16 protein-coding genes are annotated in these 18,268 nt (G+C 65.4%); 6 read left to right on the plus strand and 10 right to left on the minus strand.

Annotated features, from left to right (window positions below):
* Positions 1 to 28 precede the first annotated feature (28 nt).
* Positions 29 to 862: a mechanosensitive ion channel family protein gene (locus tag N5C28_RS04505; protein WP_279820609.1), complete on the minus strand. Its 834-nt coding sequence runs from the start codon at positions 860 to 862 to the stop codon at positions 29 to 31.
* Between the two features lie 143 nt (positions 863 to 1,005).
* Positions 1,006 to 1,485 (minus strand): YajQ family cyclic di-GMP-binding protein, encoded by a 480-nt coding sequence (locus tag N5C28_RS04510; RefSeq protein WP_279820610.1) that lies wholly within the window; start codon positions 1,483 to 1,485, stop codon positions 1,006 to 1,008.
* A 149-nt stretch (positions 1,486 to 1,634) separates the two neighbouring features.
* On the opposite strand from N5C28_RS04510, the gene N5C28_RS04515 reads away from it, so the two are divergent.
* From N5C28_RS04515 to N5C28_RS04530, 4 genes are read left to right on the plus strand one after another with little or no spacing between them, the layout of a single operon-like run.
* A complete protein-coding gene (locus N5C28_RS04515; RefSeq protein ID WP_279820612.1) occupies positions 1,635 to 2,600 on the plus strand; it encodes a response regulator in 966 nt (321 codons plus the stop codon).
* A gap of 53 nt (positions 2,601 to 2,653) precedes the next feature.
* The gene (locus tag N5C28_RS04520; RefSeq protein WP_279820614.1) at positions 2,654 to 3,562 is read left to right on the plus strand and encodes a putative 2-dehydropantoate 2-reductase; all 909 of its coding nucleotides are present in this window, start codon (positions 2,654 to 2,656) and stop codon (positions 3,560 to 3,562) included.
* Positions 3,563 to 3,610: 48 nt separating this feature from the next.
* Entirely contained in the window at positions 3,611 to 5,623 is a 2,013-nt protein-coding gene (locus N5C28_RS04525) for an ATP-binding protein (protein ID WP_279820616.1), read from the plus strand.
* A gap of 2 nt (positions 5,624 to 5,625) precedes the next feature.
* The gene (locus tag N5C28_RS04530; RefSeq protein ID WP_279820619.1) at positions 5,626 to 6,210 is read left to right on the plus strand and encodes a cob(I)yrinic acid a,c-diamide adenosyltransferase; all 585 of its coding nucleotides are present in this window, start codon (positions 5,626 to 5,628) and stop codon (positions 6,208 to 6,210) included.
* A gap of 331 nt (positions 6,211 to 6,541) precedes the next feature.
* Here N5C28_RS04530 and N5C28_RS04535 read toward each other — a convergent pair whose 3' ends face one another.
* Positions 6,542 to 7,435 (minus strand): RluA family pseudouridine synthase, encoded by an 894-nt coding sequence (locus tag N5C28_RS04535; RefSeq protein WP_279820621.1) that lies wholly within the window; start codon positions 7,433 to 7,435, stop codon positions 6,542 to 6,544.
* Between the two features lie 72 nt (positions 7,436 to 7,507).
* Entirely contained in the window at positions 7,508 to 8,443 is a 936-nt protein-coding gene (locus tag N5C28_RS04540) for an AEC family transporter (RefSeq protein ID WP_279820623.1), read from the minus strand.
* A 106-nt stretch (positions 8,444 to 8,549) separates the two neighbouring features.
* On the opposite strand from N5C28_RS04540, the gene N5C28_RS04545 reads away from it, so the two are divergent.
* On the plus strand, positions 8,550 to 9,671 hold the full coding sequence (locus N5C28_RS04545) for a LysR family transcriptional regulator (protein WP_279821066.1): 1,122 nt from the start codon (positions 8,550 to 8,552) through the stop codon (positions 9,669 to 9,671).
* On the opposite strand, the gene N5C28_RS04550 is transcribed toward N5C28_RS04545, so the two are convergent.
* The 6 genes from N5C28_RS04550 to N5C28_RS04575 form a co-directional block, all read right to left on the minus strand.
* The gene (locus N5C28_RS04550) at positions 9,653 to 10,756 is read right to left on the minus strand and encodes an HPP family protein (protein ID WP_279820625.1); all 1,104 of its coding nucleotides are present in this window, start codon (positions 10,754 to 10,756) and stop codon (positions 9,653 to 9,655) included. The two genes, N5C28_RS04545 and N5C28_RS04550, sit on opposite strands and share 19 nt — an antisense overlap.
* 60 nt (positions 10,757 to 10,816) lie before the next feature.
* Positions 10,817 to 11,770 carry a Nudix family hydrolase gene (locus tag N5C28_RS04555; RefSeq protein ID WP_279820627.1) on the minus strand — a complete coding sequence of 318 codons (954 nt, stop codon included), beginning with the start codon at positions 11,768 to 11,770 and terminating at the stop codon, positions 10,817 to 10,819.
* A complete protein-coding gene (locus N5C28_RS04560; RefSeq protein ID WP_279820629.1) occupies positions 11,767 to 12,399 on the minus strand; it encodes a glutathione S-transferase in 633 nt (210 codons plus the stop codon). Before N5C28_RS04560 ends, N5C28_RS04555 begins: the two co-directional genes overlap by 4 nt.
* A 120-nt stretch (positions 12,400 to 12,519) precedes the next feature.
* Positions 12,520 to 13,737 (minus strand): bifunctional glutamate N-acetyltransferase/amino-acid acetyltransferase ArgJ, encoded by a 1,218-nt coding sequence (argJ, locus tag N5C28_RS04565; RefSeq protein WP_279820631.1) that lies wholly within the window; start codon positions 13,735 to 13,737, stop codon positions 12,520 to 12,522.
* 146 nt (positions 13,738 to 13,883) lie between these two features.
* Complete coding sequence (secA, locus tag N5C28_RS04570; RefSeq protein WP_279820633.1) at positions 13,884 to 16,619, minus strand: preprotein translocase subunit SecA; 2,736 nt, start codon at positions 16,617 to 16,619, stop codon at positions 13,884 to 13,886.
* A 117-nt stretch (positions 16,620 to 16,736) separates the two neighbouring features.
* A complete protein-coding gene (locus N5C28_RS04575; protein ID WP_279820635.1) occupies positions 16,737 to 17,663 on the minus strand; it encodes a M23 family metallopeptidase in 927 nt (308 codons plus the stop codon).
* Between the two features lie 83 nt (positions 17,664 to 17,746).
* Between N5C28_RS04575 and N5C28_RS04580 the strand changes: the two genes are divergently transcribed.
* A complete protein-coding gene (locus N5C28_RS04580; RefSeq protein WP_279820637.1) occupies positions 17,747 to 18,211 on the plus strand; it encodes a DciA family protein in 465 nt (154 codons plus the stop codon).
* The last annotated feature ends 57 nt before the right edge of the window (positions 18,212 to 18,268 follow it).

Here is an 18,268-nt window from a genome sequence, read left to right on the forward strand (position 1 = left end):
GCCGGCCTTTTTCATTCCCGCTGATGCCTCACTCCGCCTTGCCGGGCAGCACCTGCAGCAGCCGGGGCGGCTGCGCCAGTTCCACACCCGCTTCGCGCAGGCGATCACGCACCGTCTCGTTGAGCATGAAGATCACGCCCCAGTAGTCGCTGTTGGCGGTCCACAGGCGCAGGGACAGGTTGATCGAGGTTTCGCCCAGGGCCGACACCACGACCACGGGCGCCGGCGTCTCGTGCACGCGCGGGTCCTTGGCCAGCTCCAGCAGAACCTCGCGGGCCTTGGCCAGGTTGGTGTCGTAGTCGACCTTCACGTCATACAGCACCTGGCGCGTGGCCTGGCGCGAGTAGTTGGTGATGATGCCGTTGGACAGGGTGCCGTTGGGCACGATCACCACCTTGTTGTCGCCAGTGCGCAGCACGGTGTGGAAGATCTGGATGTAGTCCACCGAGCCCGAAACGCCCTGCGCTTCGATCCAGTCGCCGGCCTTGAACGGGCGGAACAACATGATCAGCACGCCGCCGGCGAAGTTCGCCAGGCTGCCCTGCAACGCCAGGCCGATGGCCAGGCCCGCGGCACCGATCACGGCGATGAACGAGGTGGTTTCGACGCCGATCATCGAGGCCACGCTGATCACCAGCAGGACCCGCAGGATGATGCTCGCCAGGCTGGTAATGAAGCTGTGCAGCGCGCGGTCGATCTTGCGCGTGTCCATCAGCGCGCTGACCTTGCGGGTCAGGGCGCTGATCAGCCACCAGCCGATCAGCAGGGTAATCAGCGCCAGCGTCAGCTTGCCGCTGTAGTGCAGCACCACCGGTAACCAGGCCTGGGACATGGTTACCAGTTGGTCGAAATTCATCTCCATTGGACACTCCTTCTCATGTTGTCTGGGTCACGCAACCGTTTTCCCGCGCCTGAAACGAAACCGCCATGGCAAGCCATGGCGGTTTATTCGCGACGACACCAGTTGCGACGCCAATCCGTCGCCTGGGTTCAACGCTGGCGGACTCAGTCGCGGAAGTTGTTGTACTGCAGCGGCATGCCGAAGTCCTTGGCACGCAGGCTGGCGATGGCTTCCTGCAGGTCGTCACGCTTCTTGCCGGTGATGCGCACCTGCTCGCCCTGGATGGCGGCCTGCACCTTCAGCTTGCTGTCCTTGATGTGGGCGACGATCTTCTTCGCCAGCTCCTTGTCGATGCCTTCGCGCAGGGTGGCTTCCTGCTTCACGTTCTTGCCCGAGGCGTAGGCATCTTTCAGCTCGAGACACTGCACATCGATCTTGCGCTTTACCAGGCAGAGCTTGAGAATCTCGATCATCTGCTCCAGTTGAAAATCGGCTTCGGCGGTCAGGTTGACGGTCAGCTCTTTCAGCTCGAAGCTCCCTTTTCCACGCAGGTCATAACGACGCTCCAGTTCCTTGATGGCGTTATCGATGGCGTTGGTCACTTCGTGTTTGTCCAGCTCGGACACCACGTCGAACGAGGGCATGGGCTTCCTCCAGATAGACGGCGCGACCCACATCACGGATGGGCTTCGCCTGGCTTGACGGTAAAAAAACGCAGTCATTATATATCCGTAGCGACATAGACTGCCCGGCATTGCACCGGGCCCCCGCGACTTTTAACGAGCCTGTCACCATGCCCAACCCTCATCTCAGCATTCTGGTGGTGGACGACGCCAAGTTCTCCAGCGCCATGATCGGTCGTGCCCTGACCCAGGCTGGTTACCAGGACGTTCGCTTCGCCAACAGTGCCGCCGAAGCCATCCGGCAGCTCGAAGAGCGCCCGGCCAGCGTGCTGCTGGCGGACTGGCTGATGCCGGAGATGGACGGGCTGGAACTGACCGGCCGGGTGCGGCAGCTCGACGAGATGGCGGACCACTACACCTACGTCATCCTGCTCACCGGCAAGGAAGGCGAGAACGTGCTCAGCGAGGCGTTCGATCGCGGCGTGGACGACTTCATCAGCAAGTCGGCGATGAACGAGCAACTGGTGCCGCGCGTGTACGCCGCGGACCGCCTGTGCAACACCCTGCAGCGCCTGCTCCAGGAAAACCGCCTGCTGACCGAGAACATCGCCAGCCTGGAAAAGCGCAACCTGGTCGACTCCCTGACCGGCCTGGGCAACACCCGCTACCTGCGTCAGAAGCTGCTCGACAGCCTGCGCCAGGTCGAGTCCCGCGGCGGCGCCCTGTGCTACCTGCTGATCGGCCTGCAGGAAGCCGGCGAACTGCGCAACCAGTACGGCAAGACCTTCTACAACGAACTGCTGCACGGCGTCGCCCGCCGCCTGCAGCAGCTGGTACGCCCGCTGGACGTGCTGGTGCGCCTGGACGACAACCACTTCGCCCTGATCACCCTGCTCGAAGACCTGCACGAGTGCTCGCCGAGCAGCTTCAAGCGCCTGCACGAGGGCATCAACCTCAAGGCGTTCAAAACCAGCGAAGGCTTCATCACCCTCAAGGCCGGTATCAGCCTGGTGGGCCTGGACAGCAAGGCGCTGCCGATCGAGCCTGAACAGCTGATCGAACATGCCGCTAAACTGTTGCCCGAGTCCTACGGCAGTGGCCGGGTCGCCGCCATGCGCCTGCCCCTGCCGAAGTGATGCCGCACCCGGCGATGGCCGGGGCCTCCTTCACCGCTGAATAGGCAACACAGATGTGGCATATCCTCGGCGCCGGTAGCCTGGGCAGTCTCTGGGCCGTGCGCCTGGCCCGCGCGGGCCTGCCGGTGCACCTGCTGCTGCGCGATGAACAGCGCCTGGCCGACTACCGCCAGGCCGGCGGCCTGACCCTGGTCGAACAGGGCGAGGCCTATCACTGCCCCCTGCCCGCCTCCTGCGTCACCGACAAGGCGCCCATCCAGCGCTTGCTGCTGGCCTGCAAGGCCTACGACGCCGAAGCCGCCGCGACTCGCCTGGCACCGCGCCTGGTCCCAGGCGCCGAGGTGATCCTGCTGCAGAACGGCCTGGGCAGCCAGGATGCGGTGGCCGCCCGCCTGCCCCACGCCCGCTGCATCCTCGCCTCGAGCACCGAAGGCGCGTTCCGCGATGGCCCCTGGCGCGTGGTCTTCGCCGGCCACGGCAACACTTGGCTGGGCGACCCGCATGACCTGACCCCACCGGCCTGGCTTACCGACCTGCAACGCAGCGGCATCGCCCACGAATGGAGCCTGGACATCACCAGCCGGCTGTGGCGCAAGCTGGCGTTGAACTGCGCCATCAACCCCCTGACCGTCCTGCACGATTGCCGCAACGGCGGCCTGGCGCAGCACCCGGCGGAGGTCGCCACCCTGTGCGCCGAACTCACCGAGCTGCTGACCACCTGTGGCCAGCCCGCTGCCGCCGAGAACCTGCTGGAGGATGTGCGCCGGGTGATCCAGGCCACGGCCCTGAACTACTCCTCCATGCACCAGGACGTGAGCCAGGGCCGGCGCACCGAAGTGGCCTATCTGCTGGGCCATGCCTGCGCCACCGCGCAGCGTCATCGCCTGGTCCTGCCGCACCTGACGGCACTGCATGCACGCCTGCTCGACCACCTGGCGGCCCGTGGATTGCCCCGCCAGTGAGCCCCGCGTTACCCTGCGCCAACCTCCTGCCATAGCGACTTTCCCGCCATGCCCCTGCGCCAGCGCCTCGAAAATCTGCCGGTTGGCCGCAAGCTGCTCGCCGCGCTGCTGGTCCTGCTGGCCACCGTCCTGCTGGTGGCCAACCTGGCCTTCATCAGTGCTGCCTACTGGATCTCCCAGGAGAGCGTCGCGCCCCAGGCCCTGAACACCCTCGGCCGGCTCATCGCCAGCCCGTCACTGAGCCGCGAGGCCCTGAGTTCGTCGCAGGCGGCAGAAGAAGTGCTCAAGCGCCTGGACAACTATGCACCGCTGCGCGCCGCGATCATCTACGACAGCAACGGCAACAGCCTGGCCCAGCTGCAACGTGGCGAAAAACTGCAACTGCCGTTGCGCGTCGAGCAGCTGGAGAGCTGGCGCCACAGCGAATTCCGCACCAACCACATGGTCGACCTGCCCCAGCCCAATGGCCGCCCCGGCCACCTGCTGCTGGTGGCCTCCAGCGAGCTGCCCGGCGCCTTCTACACCGGCACCCTGACCGCCAGCCTGGCGATCCTGGCATTCAGCGTGCTGCTCTGGCTGCTGGTGGCACGGCAGATCCGCCGCCTGGTGACCAAGCCGATCCGCAAGCTGGAAGAGCTATCGCGCCAGGTCACCCGCGAGGAGAACTACTCCCTGCGCGCGCGCCGCGGCAACCAGGACGAAATCGGCAGCCTGGCCGATGCCTTCAACACCATGCTGATGCGCATCGAGGCCCGCGAGCAGCAGCTCAAGCGCGCCCGGGACGATGCCCAGGAAGCCTTCGACCAGGCCCAGACCCTGGCTGAGGAAACCCGTCATTCCAACCGCAAGCTGGAACTCGAAGTCCAGGTGCGCAGCAAGATCGAGAAGAAGCTCACCGGCTTTCAGAACTACCTCAACAGCATCATCGACTCCATGCCGTCGGCGCTGATCGCCCTGGACGAGCAGCTCTACGTCACCCAATGGAACCAGGAGGCCAGCGCCCTCTCCGGCACGCCGCTGGACGAGGCCCTGAACCAGCCGGTGTTCCTCGCCTTCCCACCGCTCAAGCCGTTCCTGGTGCAGATCAAGCGCACCGTGGAGCTGCACCGGGTGGAGAAAATCGAGCGGGTCACCTGGAGCAAGGACGAGGAACTGCGCCACTACGCCCTGACCTTCTACCCGCTGATGGGGGGCACCGGCCGCGGCGTGGTGATCCGCATCGACGACATCACCCAGCGCCTGAGCCTGGAAGAAATGATGGTGCAGTCGGAAAAGATGCTGTCGGTCGGCGGCCTGGCCGCGGGCATGGCCCACGAGATCAACAACCCGCTCGGCGCCATCCTGCACAACGTGCAGAACATCCGCCGACGCCTGTCGCCGGAACTGGAGAAGAACCGCGACCAGGCCCAGCAGATCGGCGTGGACCTGAGCACCATCGACCGCTACCTGGAGGCCCGGGAAGTGCCGCAACTGCTCGACGGCATCCAGCAGGCGGGCACCCGGGCCGCCAAGATCGTCACCCACATGCTCAGCTTCAGCCGCCGCAGTAACCGGCAGCTGACGCCCTGCAACTTGCCGGTACTGATGGACCAGGCCCTGGAAATCGCCAGCAACGACTTCGACCTCACCGAAAGCTTCGACTTCAAGAGCCTGCTCATCCACCGCGAGTTCGACGCGCACATCGAACCGGTGCCCGGCACCGCCAATGAACTGGAGCAGGTGCTGCTCAACCTGCTGAAGAACGCCGCCCAGGCCATTCACCAGCGCGAAGACGACAGCATTCCCGGGCAGATCACCCTGCGCATCCGGCAGAGCCCGCCGTGGATGGAAGTGCAGGTGGAAGACAACGGCGTGGGCATGCCGGAGTCCGTACGCAAACGCATCTTCGAGCCGTTCTTCACCACCAAGGAAGTGGGCCAGGGCACCGGCCTGGGCCTGTCGGTCTCCTACTTCATCGTCACCAACAACCACAAAGGGCAGATGGAAGTGCATTCCAAACTGCACCAGGGCACCTGCTTCACCCTGCGCCTGCCCCTCGCCTTCCCCACCTCGGACCTCTGACCATGGGTTATCGACTGTCGAAAATCTACACCCGCACCGGCGACGCCGGTGAAACCGGTCTGGCCGACGGCCGTCGCGTGCCCAAGGACCACCCGCGGGTCGAGGCCATCGGCGAGGTGGACACGCTCAACAGCCAGCTCGGCCTGCTGCTGGCGGAACTGGCGCAGCAGCAAACGACCTGCCCGGGGCTGCTCGAGATCACTGAGGCGCTCACGCCCTGCCAACACCGCCTGTTCGACCTGGGCGGTGAATTGGCCATGCCCGAGTACCAGGCCCTGCAAGCGGGCGAAGTCGAGCGCCTGGAGGCGCTGATCGACCGCTGGAACGAGGAAGTCGGGCCACTGGAAAACTTCATTCTGCCCGGCGGCTCCCGCCTGATCGCCCAGGCCCACGTCTGCCGCAGCCTGGCCCGTGGCGCGGAGCGACGCTGCCAGGCGTTGAACGCCATCGAGCCGATTCGCGGCGTGGGCCTGGCCTACGTCAACCGGCTGTCCGACCTGCTGTTCGTCGCCGCCCGCCTGATCGCCCGGCGTCAGGGCATCGACGAAGTGCTGTGGCAGGCGGCGCCGAAAGCGCCCGGAGAGTAAGGCTGTTGAGCAGGCGAGGCCGCGCGGCCGCTGAAAACGACAAAGCTCGCGGGCAAGCCCGCTCCTACGGAAGGTACCGTCCGCGTCTAGGAGCGGGCTTGCCCGCGAGCGCTTCAGAACGTCATCCACCTTACCGAACGTAGCGGACGCAGAGCGTCCGGGGCTGCATGCCCACGCAGAGGGTGGGAACGAGCGACAGGAAGCGCGCTGTATTCGCGTGATGGCTCCCATGCTCCGCGTGGGAGCCGAATCCCGTGACGCTCTGCGTCACCAGCGGTAGTCCTGGCACCTCCTCCTCCGTAGCGGAGCGTGGGAACGATCAGGCCAACGATCAGGTCAGGCTCAACTGGCTCTCGAAGTACCGCTCGGCGCCGGTCACCGGGTCGATGAAGCGCAGGCTGTGGGCCAGGAGTTTGAGGGGTTTGCTGTAGTCGTCCGGCGCATCGGCGGCATCACTCACCTCGGGGTAGAACGGGTCGTTGCAGATCGGTGCGCCCAGGGCCGCCATGTGCACCCGCAACTGATGCTTCTTGCCCGTCACCGGGTACAGCGCGTAACGCCACAGGTCACCCAGCTTCTCGGCGACGTCGACACGGGTTTCGGTGTTCGCTGCCCCGGGCACTTCCTGCATGCGAAAGAACGGTTCGCCCGCCTCGAAACGGGTGGCCCGGGTCAGCGGGAACGCGAGCCCGGGCAACGCCGGCGCCAGGGCCTCGTAGCGCTTGTCCATCAGGCGTTCGCGAAACAGCGCCTGGTAGGCGCCACGGCTGGCACGGTGGGTGGAGAACAGCACCAGCCCGGCAGTGTGCCGGTCGATACGGTGCAGCGGCACCAGATCGTCATTGCCCAGGCGCTTGGCCAGGCGCGCCTGCAGGGTCTGCTCGACGTACTCGCCGGCCGGCATCACCGGCAGGAAATGCGGCTTGTCGGCCACCAGCAGGTGTTCATCCACGTACAACACGCTTTCGGTGAAGGGAATCGGCGTCTCTGCCGGCACCTCGCGAAAATAGTGCACCCGCAGCCCCGCCTGGTACGGCGCCTCAGGGCCGATCGGCTGGCCGCCGGCATCCAGCACCCGGCCGCGCGCCATGCGCGACAGCCACACCTCGCGGTCGATGGCCGGGAAATGCGCGCACAGGCAGTCCAGCACGGTGTCCCATTGCCCCTGGGGCAGGTGCAGGGTGCTGGGGCGCATGTTCGACGGGGAGCGGGCGGATACGGGCATGGCAGGACTCACGAAATCAGGCGGCTATTAGGCCGCAGCCAGGCGCCCAGCGTCAAAGCGCGAGGCGCTGCCCTACCCCGCGGTTCCCATCAGGTACAGGCACAGCGACAAGGTCACCAGCGAGCCCAGGGTAGAGAGCAGAATCGTGTAAGACACCACGGCGGCTTCGCGCCGGTAGAACTCGGCGAGCATGAACGGCCCGGTACCGGTGGGCAACGCGCTCATCAGCAGCGCGGCATAGGCCCACAGCGGCGGAAGGTTGAAGACGTGGAACGCCAGCACCCAGGTGATCAACGGGTGGGCGACCAGCTTGATCAGCACCAGCGGGATGCTGCCCTCCCCGCGACCGACCTGCTTGTGGGCCAGGAACAGGCCCAGGGAGATCAACGCACAAGGCGCGGTGGCGCTGGCCAGCAGGGTCAGGAACTGCTCCACCGGCACCGCCAGCGATTGCCCACTGGCGGCCCACAGGCCCCCGAGCAAGGGCGACACCACCAGCGGGTTCTTGGCCAGCGCCAGAGCCACCTTGGCCACGGCGCGGTGCAGGCTCTTCTCGTCCTGCAGCGCCACTTCGATACACACCACCGCCAGGGCGAACAGCACGCATACCACGATCAGCGTGGCCACCAGGGCCGGGGCCAGGCCGGCGTCGCCCAGCACCAGCAGGCACAGGGGAATACCCATGTAGCCGGTGTTGGCGTAGGAGGCGCTGAGGCCCTGGATGCTGGCGTCGGCCAGGTTGCCGGTGTGGCGCAGGCGCCAGAGCAGGGTGACGGCGAACACCGCCAGCGTGGCGCCGCTATAGACCAGGATGAACTGCGGCTGCCAGATCTGCTCCCAGGCCGCCGTTGCCGTGGCCTTGAACAGCAACGCCGGCAGGCACAGCCAGACCACCATGCGGTTGATTTCCGATGCGGCGCTGGCGCCGAGAATACCCCAGCGGCGGCACAGGAAACCGGCCAGGATCAGGGCGAAGACCGGCAGAATGACGTTGAAAACGGAGGCCATCGAAATACTCGGCGTGCAATCGCGAACGGTGGGCAAGCGTAGAGCTGGCAATCGATACCGTCTAATGCTATTTGAAGGCTCTATCCATACCCGAAACGCATCGATGATCGAATTTCGCCAGTTGCGCTATTTCACCCTGCTCGCCGAGACCCTGCATTACGGCCGGGCAGCTGAATTACTGCACATCACCCAGCCGCCGCTGAGCCGGCAGATCAGCGCCCTGGAGCAGGGTCTCGGCGTGCAATCGCGAACGGTGGGCAAGCGTAGAGCTGGCAATCGATACCGTCTAATGCTATTTGAAGGCTCTATCCATACCCGAAACGCATCGATGATCGAATTTCGCCAGTTGCGCTATTTCACCCTGCTCGCCGAGACCCTGCATTACGGCCGGGCAGCTGAATTGCTGCACATCACCCAGCCGCCGCTGAGCCGGCAGATCAGCGCCCTGGAGCAGGAACTGGGGGTGCAGTTGTTCAACCGCACGTCGCGCACCGTGCAACTGACCCAGGCCGGCGAGCAGTTCTACCGACAGGCCAAGGCCCTGCTCGACGGCCTGGATGGCGCGCGGCGCAATGCCCAGGCCACCGCCCGGGGCGATCAGGGCGAGCTGCGCCTGAGCTTCACCATGAGCGCCGCCTGGAACCTGCTGCCCAGGCTGATCAAGGCCTACACCGCCGAACGCCCATCCGTGCAACTGCACCTGAGCGAAACCCTGCCCCGGGACCTGCAGAGCGCCCTGAGCAGCGGCAGCACCGACATCGGCATCGCCTTCCCCAGCCACCTGCCGCGGCACCTGCGTTACCAGGCGCTGCACCACGAGCCGCTGTGCGCGGTGCTGCCGGCCGACCATCCGCTGGCTGCACAGGCACGCATCGACGTGGCACAGCTGGCCGATGAGCCCTTCATCAGTTTTCCCGCCAGCACCGCACCGGCGTTGCACGAAGCGCTGTTCCGCTGCTGCCGGGAGCACGGCTTCACCCCGTTGATCCGCTTGGAAACCCACCTGCAGCAGACCATCGTCAACCTGGTGTCCGCCGGCCTGGGTGTGGCCCTGGTGCCGGACTCGATGCGCCGCATGCAGCTGGAGGGCGCGGTGCTGCGCCCGCTGCTCGACTCGCCGCGCATCGAGCAGGGGCTCTACTGGAATGGGGACAACGACAACCCGTGCCTGCCGGGCTTTCTCGACTGTGCCCGGCGACTGCTCGGGATTCAGGAGCGAACGGAATAGGTTTCCAGGGAGACGCGGAACAGCGCGGCCACCAGGTCGGACTGGGTGATGATGCCCAGCAGGTGCCTGTCTTCGTCGACCACCGGCACCTTGTGCTCCAGGCCGTCGGACAGGGTGTCGACCAGGTAGGTGATCGGCCAGTCGGCGCGGCAGGTGCTGACCTGGCGGCGCATCTGGCTGCGCACCGACAGCGCGGCATCGTCGAGGTCGACAGTCAGCAGGTCGTGCAGGTACAGCATGCCCTGCAGCCGGTTGTCCTCATCGATCACCGGCAAGGCGCCCAGGCGGTGTTCGGCGAGCTGGGCCATGGCGTCGGCCAGGCTCGCATCCGGCAGGACGCTCAGCACGTCCCGGGACATGATGTCTTCGCAGCGAATCTCGCCGAAACGTCGGCGGTAAGCGCGCAGCTCGGTCTGCTGGAGGATTTCTTCCAGGTCGTCGCGGCTGATGTCCAGCAACTCGCCCCGGGCCTCCAGCACCGCATCCAGGTCTTCCGGGGTGAAGCCCAGGCGATCGCGCGGGATGGCATCGCGGGTGCCGTGTGCATTGGCGTGCTCCACCGGACGGTGCGGGTAACGACGGCGCAGGGCGTTGTTGAACAGCAAGCCGAGCAGCAGCAAACCCGAGGCATTGAGCGCCACCGGGTACAGGGCGAAATAGAACCCCAGATCGGACACTTCCGGCCCGGCCAGCACGGCGGTCAGGGCCACGGCGCCGCCCGGTGGATGCAGGCAGCGCAGGCTGAACATCGCGGCGATGGCCAGGCCACCCGCCAGGGCCGCTACGGGGGCGCTATGGCCCAGCCAGGTGGCGCAGGCAACGCCCACCAGGGCACTGAGGGTGTTGCCACCGAGAATGGACCAGGGTTGTGCGAGGGGGCTGGCCGGTACCGCGAACAGCAGCACCGCCGAGGCGCCCATCGGCGCGATCAGCCAGGGATTGTCCAGGCCTTGGGTGTAACCGCACAGCCAGGCGGTGAACAGCAGGCCCAGGCCCGCGCCCAGGCAACTGAGCGCCTGCTCGCTGCGCTTGACCGGCATTGCGGCAGGCCAGAACGACCTCACCCACTCATCGAATGCACTCACCGCCACACCTTACCGCACCATTTGAGGGCGCGAACTATAGCGCGCCCGCACATTCCTGCGTCAAGTCGCAGCCGGTTGCGGCCACAGCGCACGGATACCGGCGATGCCCTGGGCGCCCACCCGCCAGGCCTGTGGCAGATCATCCGGCCCGACGCCACCGAGGACGTAGGCTGGCTGGTTGAAGTCCTGCAGCCATTCGGCGACCCGCTCCCAGCCCAGCGGCGTGGCCTCCGGGTGAGTCTGGGTGGCCTGGACCGGCGACAGGGTCACGAAGTCCACGCCCATGCGGGTGGCCAGCTGCAGTTCCTCGGCACTGTGGCAGGACGCCGCCAGACGCCGCTCCAGCGGGAACGGGCGGCCCTTGTCGACGTACTTGCGCAGTTGCTCGGCCGTCAGGTGCCAACCCGCTGCCGGAAAGTCACCCAACCACTCCAGCGGCCCCTTGAGCATCAATTGCGCTTTCCCAGCGCACAGGCCCTGGATATCCACGGCCAAGTCACGGTACTGGGCGTCGAACATGCCCGGCGCCCGCAACTGGATCAGGCGGATGCCATCGGCCAGCGCCTGGCGCACGCCACTGAGCAGCACATCGGGCGGCAGGCCATCAGGGGTGATCAGGTAACGCTCGGGCAAACGCGCGGCCATCACGATCGGCGTATTGGCGGCGGGGAACGTATAGTCGTCCAGCTGACGCGGGCTCACCCAGGCCAGGGGCTGGCCCTCGGCGCCATGGGGCTCACCGGTGAAGGCCGAGACTTCCCAGACATCCAGCAGCACCTGCTTGTCCGGGTAGTCGTGGCGTACCTGGATCAGCGGACGTGCTGCGGTGGGACGAATGCCCAACTCCTCCTCCAACTCGCGGGCCAGGGCGTCGGCCACCGGCTCGTCCGCCTCGACCTTGCCGCCGGGAAATTCCCACAGGCCGCCCTGGTGTTTGTCGTCCGGCCGCTTGGCGATGAGGATGCGCCCATCCCGTGCGCGGATCACCGCAGCGGCTACATGAATGCGTTTCACGCCAGTCTTTCCTCCTGGGCACTCTGGTACCAGCGCTGGAACGCCGGCCATTGATAAATGGTGTCGACATAGGCCTGGGCCTCGGCCGGCAACGCGACCCGGTAGCTGCGCAGGCGCGCGGCCACAGGCGCGAAAAAGGCGTCGGCCAGGCTGACTTCGCCGAACAGGTAGGGGCCCTGCTGGCCGAAACGGGCCCGGCAATCGGCCCACAGGGCGCAGACACGCTCGATATCCGCCTGGGCGACCTCGGGGATCGCCTCCAGCGCCAGGTCGCGCTTGAGGTCCATCGGCAGGTGCGTACGCAGGCCGACGAAACCGCTGTGCATCTCCGCGCACACACTGCGCGCCACGGCGCGGGCATAAGGCTCGCGGGGCCACAGGGCTGCCTCGGGGAAACGTTCGGCGAGGTATTCGGCGATGGCCAGGGTGTCCCAGACCGGACCGTCCTCGGTTTTCAACACCGGCACCTTGCCTGCAGGAGACTGTTCGAGCATGCGGGCCCGGGTGTCCGGACGGTTGAGCACGATGAGCTGCTCATCGTAGTCGGCTCCCGCCAGTTCGAGCGCCAGGGCGGCGCGCAGGGACCACGACGAAAGGGTTTTGTCACCGATCACCAGCGTAAGGGGCATGGGCATCTCCTGAAGGTCTGCTCACCCGGAATGGGTGAGCGACTGAACATAAGCGGCGCAGCCCCTGGAAGGCCAATTCCCTTTTTTCATCCTCGGATGACTGCCGGGAATGGCCGGCGATCAGGTGCGGTACTCGGCGTTGATCTTCACGTACTCGTGGGACAGGTCGGTGGTCCAGATCGTCTCGCTGCAGGTGCCACGGCCGAGCTCGATGCGGATGGTGATTTCCTCTTGGGCCATCACCGCCGCGCCCTGCTCTTCGGTGTAGGTGCTGGCACGGCAACCGCGGCTGGCGATGCACACCTCGCCGAGGAACACGTCAATCTTGCTCACATCCAGCTGCGCCACGCCGGCACGGCCGACGGCGGCGAGAATGCGGCCCCAGTTGGGGTCGGAGGCGAACAGCGCAGTCTTGATCAGCGGCGAATGCGCCACGGCGTAGCCGACGTCCAGGCACTCCTGGTGAGTCGCCCCGCCATTGACCTGCACGGTGACGAACTTGGTCGCGCCTTCGCCGTCACGGACGATGGCCTGGGCCACTTCCATACACACGGCGAACACCGCTTCCTTCAGCTTGGCGAACAGGTCGCCGCTGGCCTGGGTGATTTCCGGCAGCGCCGCCTGGCCGGTGGCGACCAGCATGCAGCAATCGTTGGTGGAGGTGTCACCGTCGATGGTGATGCGGTTGAACGACTTGTTCGCGGCATCGCGCAGCAGGTCCTGCAGCACGCCCTGGGCGACCTTGGCGTCGGTGGCGATGTAACCGAGCATGGTGGCCATGTTCGGCTTGATCATGCCGGCGCCCTTGGAGATACCGGTCACGGTGACGGTCACACCATCGTGCACGAACTGACGGCTGGCACCCTTGGGCAGGGTGTCGGTGGTCATGATGCCGGTGGCGGCCTCGGCCCAGTTGCCTTCGGACAGGTTATCCAGGGCCGCCTGCAGCGCGCCTTCGATCTTTTCCACCGGCAGCGGCTCACCGATGACACCGGTGGAGAACGGCAGCACCGCGCCTTCGTCCACACCCGCCAGCTGCGCGAGGGCGGCGCAGGTGCGTGCGGCGTTCTGCAGACCCGACTCGCCGGTGCCGGCGTTGGCGTTGCCGGTATTGGTCAGCAGGTAGCGCACGCTGCCCAGCACACGCTTCTTGGCCAGAATCACCGGCGCGGCGCAGAACGCGTTGAGGGTGAAGACCCCGGCCACGCTGGAGCCTTCGGCACAGCGCATCACCACCACATCCTTGCGCCCGGGGCGCTTGATACCGGCAGACGCAATGCCCAGCTCGAAACCTGGAACCGGGTGCAGGGTAGACAGTGGGCCAAGACCGACAGCCATAAAGTGCGCTCCTTGAGATATCGCGCCATCCGGCGCGTCTGAATTCGATGGTAAAACGCCGCGAGCGGCTGGGCCGTTCGCGGCGTTGGGTGGGACGCTCCGGCAAGGCCGAGTGGCGTCCCCTATCCAGCAGTCAGGTCTTCAGGTTAGCCGACCTGGCCGTGGCAGTGCTTGTACTTCTTGCCGGAACCGCAGGGGCACGGCTCGTTGCGACCGATCTTCGGCTCGGTGCGCACCGGGGCAACTGCCGCGGCCACTTCGCCGTCCTCGGCCTGGGCGTCGGGCTCGTCGAGGGCAGAGGCATCGGCATGCTGGAACTGCATGCGCTGGGCCATGGCCTCGGCTTCGCGGCGCAGGCGCGCCTCCTCTTCGGCCGGGTCTTCGCGGCGGACTTGAACGTGCGACAGCACGCGAATGGTGTCGCGCTTGATCGAGTCGAGCAGTTCCTGGAACAGGGCGAAGGACTCGCGCTTGTATTCCTGCTTCGGGTTCTTCTGGGCGTAGCCGCGCAGGTGGATACCGTGACGCAGGTGGTCCATGGTCGACAGGTGGTCTTTCCACAGGTCGTCCAGCACGCGCAGCAGAATCTGCTTCTCGAAGGTGCGCAGCGCCTCGGCACTGGCCTGCTCTTCCTTCTCGTTGTAGGCCGCCAGCAGCTCCTGCAGGATGCGTTCGCGCAGGGTTTCTTCGTACAGCTTGTCGTCTTCGTCCAGCCACTGCTGGATCGGCAGGCGCAGAGCGAAGCCGCTGTACAGCGCCTCCTCCAGGCCGGCGATGTCCCACTGCTCGGGCAGCGACTGCGGCGGCAGGTGAGCGTTGATGGTGTTGTCCAGCACTTCCTGGCGGAAGTCCTCGATGGTCTCACCGATGTTCTCGGCGGCCAGGAGGGTGTTGCGCATGTGGTAGATCACCTTGCGCTGTTCGTTGGCCACGTCGTCGAATTCGAGGAGCTGCTTGCGCATGTCGAAGTTGCGGCCTTCGACCTTGCGCTGCGCCTTTTCGATGGCGTTGGTCACCATGCGGTGTTCGATGGCTTCGCCGGACTGCATGCCCAGGGCCTTCATGAAGTTCTTCACCCGGTCGGAGGCGAAGATGCGCATCAGGCTGTCTTCCAGCGACAGGTAGAAACGGCTGGAACCCGGGTCACCCTGGCGACCGGCACGGCCACGCAGCTGGTTGTCGATACGGCGGGATTCGTGGCGCTCGGAGGCGATCACGTGCAGGCCGCCAGACTCGATGACCTGCTGGTGGCGCTTCTGCCACTCGGCCTTGATCTGGGCGATCTGCTCGTCGGTGGGGTTTTCCAGGGCCGCCACTTCGACTTCCCAGTTACCGCCGAGCAGGATGTCGGTACCGCGACCGGCCATGTTGGTGGCGATGGTCAGCGCGCCCGGACGACCGGCCTGGGCGATGATTTCCGCTTCCTTCTCGTGGAACTTGGCGTTGAGCACCTTGTGCTCGATACCTTCGTTTTCCAGCAGGCGCGACATGTATTCGGAGGTTTCGATCGAGGCGGTACCCACCAGGATCGGCCGGCCCACGGCCTGGCATTCCTTGATATCGGCAACGATGGCGGCGTACTTCTCTTCCTGGGTCAGGTAGACCAGGTCGTTGAAGTCCTTGCGCGCCAGCGGACGGTTGGTCGGGATGACGATCACCGCCAGGCCGTAGATCTGGTGGAACTCGAACGCCTCGGTGTCGGCGGTACCGGTCATGCCGGACAGCTTGTTGTAGAGGCGGAAGTAGTTCTGGAAGGTGGTCGACGCCAGGGTCTGGCTCTCGGCCTGGATCGGCAGCGATTCCTTGGCCTCGATGGCCTGGTGCAGGCCCTCGGACAGGCGACGGCCCGGCATGGTCCGGCCGGTGTGCTCGTCGATCAGCAGGACCTGGTTGTTCTGCACGATGTATTCGACGTTGCGGTGGAACAGCTTGTGCGCACGCAGACCGGCGTAGACGTGGGTCAGCAGGCCCAGGTTGTGCGCCGAGTAGAGGCTCTCGCCTTCGGCCAGCAGGCCGGCCTCGCCGAGCATTTCCTCGATGTACTGGTGGCCCGCTTCGTTGAGTTCGACCTGACGGCTCTTCTCATCGATCTTGTAGTGGCCTTCCTGGGTGACGACGCCCTCTTCTTCCTCGATGTGCTGCTTGAGGCGCGGGATCAGGCGGTTGATTTCGATGTACAGCTTGGAGCTGTCTTCGGCCTGGCCGGAAATGATCAGCGGCGTACGGGCTTCGTCGATCAGGATGGAGTCGACTTCGTCGATCACCGCGAAGTTCAGCTCGCGCTGGAACTTCTCTTCCACGCTGAACGCCATGTTGTCGCGCAGGTAGTCGAAGCCGAATTCGTTGTTGGTGCCATAGGTGATGTCGGCGGCATAAGCGCTGCGCTTTTCTTCCGGCGGCATGAACGGGGTGACGATGCCGACCGTCAGGCCCAGGAATTCATACAGCGGGCGCATCCAGTTGGCGTCGCGGCGGGCCAGGTAGTCGTTGACCGTCACCACGTGCACGCCCTTGCCTTCCAGTGCGTTGAGGTAGACGGCCAGGGTACCGACCAGGGTCTTACCCTCACCGGTACGCATCTCGGCGATCTTGCCTTCATGCAGGGTCATACCACCGATCAACTGGACGTCGAAGTGGCGCATGCCCATCACACGCTTGCCGGCCTCACGCGCAACGGCAAAGGCTTCCGGCAGCAGCTGGTCGAGGGTTTCACCCTTGGCCAGGCGGGCTTTGAATTCTTCGGTCTTGGCGCGCAGTTGCTCATCCGAGAGCGCGAGCATTTTCTCCTCGAAGGCATTGACGGCCTGAACCGTCTTGAGCATGCGTTTGACTTCACGCTCGTTCTTGCTTCCAAAGAGTTTCTTCAACAAAGGCGCAAACATATCGGCAGGATCTTCCACGCTATGGATGGAGGGCGGCCCCGTGAGTCGCCCATGCAGCCCTCATGGCTGCGTGCGAAGCCGGCATTCTACCCGGAAACGCGTATGAGGAAAGGGACGTTATTCGACGCCGTTGGCACGGGCGATGTACAACGCCGGGTTGACCTGGCGGCCACCCTTGCTCACTTCGAAGTGCACATGGTACCCGGTGGACCGCCCACTGCGACCGACCTTGGCGATGGTCTGGCCGCGCTGGACGAGGTCACCGATCTGCACCAGGTTGCTCTGGTTGTGCGCATAGAGGGTCACGTAGCCATCGGAATGACTGATCTCGACAGTGTGGCCGTAACCGTTCTTGCGACCCGAGAAGGTCACCACGCCGGCCGCGACCGCAACCACATCGCTGCCAGCCTTGGCCGCGAAATCCACACCCTTGTGCACGCTCAGGCGCCCGGTCAGCGGATCGCTGCGACGGCCAAAGGGCGACGACATGTAGCCCTGGCGAACCGGGCGGCCGGACAGGTGTTCGGCTTCGCTCAGGCGGCGCTCGCCCATCAGTTGCTCGAGCACTTCCAGCTGTTGCTCGCGGCTGTCGAGGCGCATGGCCAGGTCATCGAGGGTGCTCATGAACGGCGGTGGCGAATAGGCGGAACCATCCACCAGTTCCTCGGGTCCACCTTGTCCGACGTTAAGGGAAAAATCGAATTCGCTGGAGTCCAGTTCGGCCAGCTCGGTGAGGCGTTCGCCCAGGGCATCGAGGCGCGTCAGGCGTGCTTGCAGTTCGGCGACATGGGCGGCGAAAGCGTCCAACTGGCGCTGGGCATCGACCCGCACGGCACCGACTTCGGCGCGCTGCTCGTCCAGGGCCTGGGTAATCAACGCGGTGTCGTCGGTGTGGCCGGTCTGCGGCATCCACCAGGCGCCCATCGCCACACCACTGGCAACGGCCAGGGCGATCAGCATCAGCAGTGCGGCCACCAGCCAGCGTAAATCCAGGCTGAGAGAACGTGCAGCGCCATGGCGCCGGCTGAGAAGAATGATGTGCATGACGTCCCCTAAATACGGTGGAACCCAAGTCGGTAACAGCGTTTCTGCTACCATGGCGGCTCCACAATCTCAGGCGTCCTGCCATGACGTTTCGTCCTTTGCCGGCTCAAGCCCCCGCCGCGTTGTTACGCGAAGCGAAGCCTCTGAAAGCGCTGTTCAGTCAGGCGCAACGCCTCGACCATTTGCAGCGTCTATTGGAAAGCCAGCTACAACCCGCTGCCCGGGAACACTGCCACGTGGCGTCCTGGCGCGAAGATTGTCTGCTTCTTATCGTCACGGACGGCCACTGGGCCACCCGCCTGCGTTACCAACAAAGACGCCTGCAAAGACAACTGCAGGCGCTCGAAGAATTCGCGACCTTAGCGAAAATCCTGTTCAAGGTGCAACCGCCGACCGCTGAAAGGCGTGGACCGGGTCGCACTATCCAGCTCTCCAGCACCGCGGCCGAGAACATCCAGGCCACCGCCGAAGGCATCAGCAATCCCGAGCTGCGCGCGGCACTGGAGCGTCTGGCCCGGCATGGTGCTGCCGGCAAGAAGCCGGACTGAGCGCTGCGACCAAAGGTCGCAGGCAAAAAAAGGCCACCCGAAGGTGGCCTTGATAAA

Source organism: Pseudomonas sp. GD03944 (assembly GCF_029839275.1).
Classification (GTDB): Bacteria; Pseudomonadota; Gammaproteobacteria; order Pseudomonadales; family Pseudomonadaceae; genus Aquipseudomonas.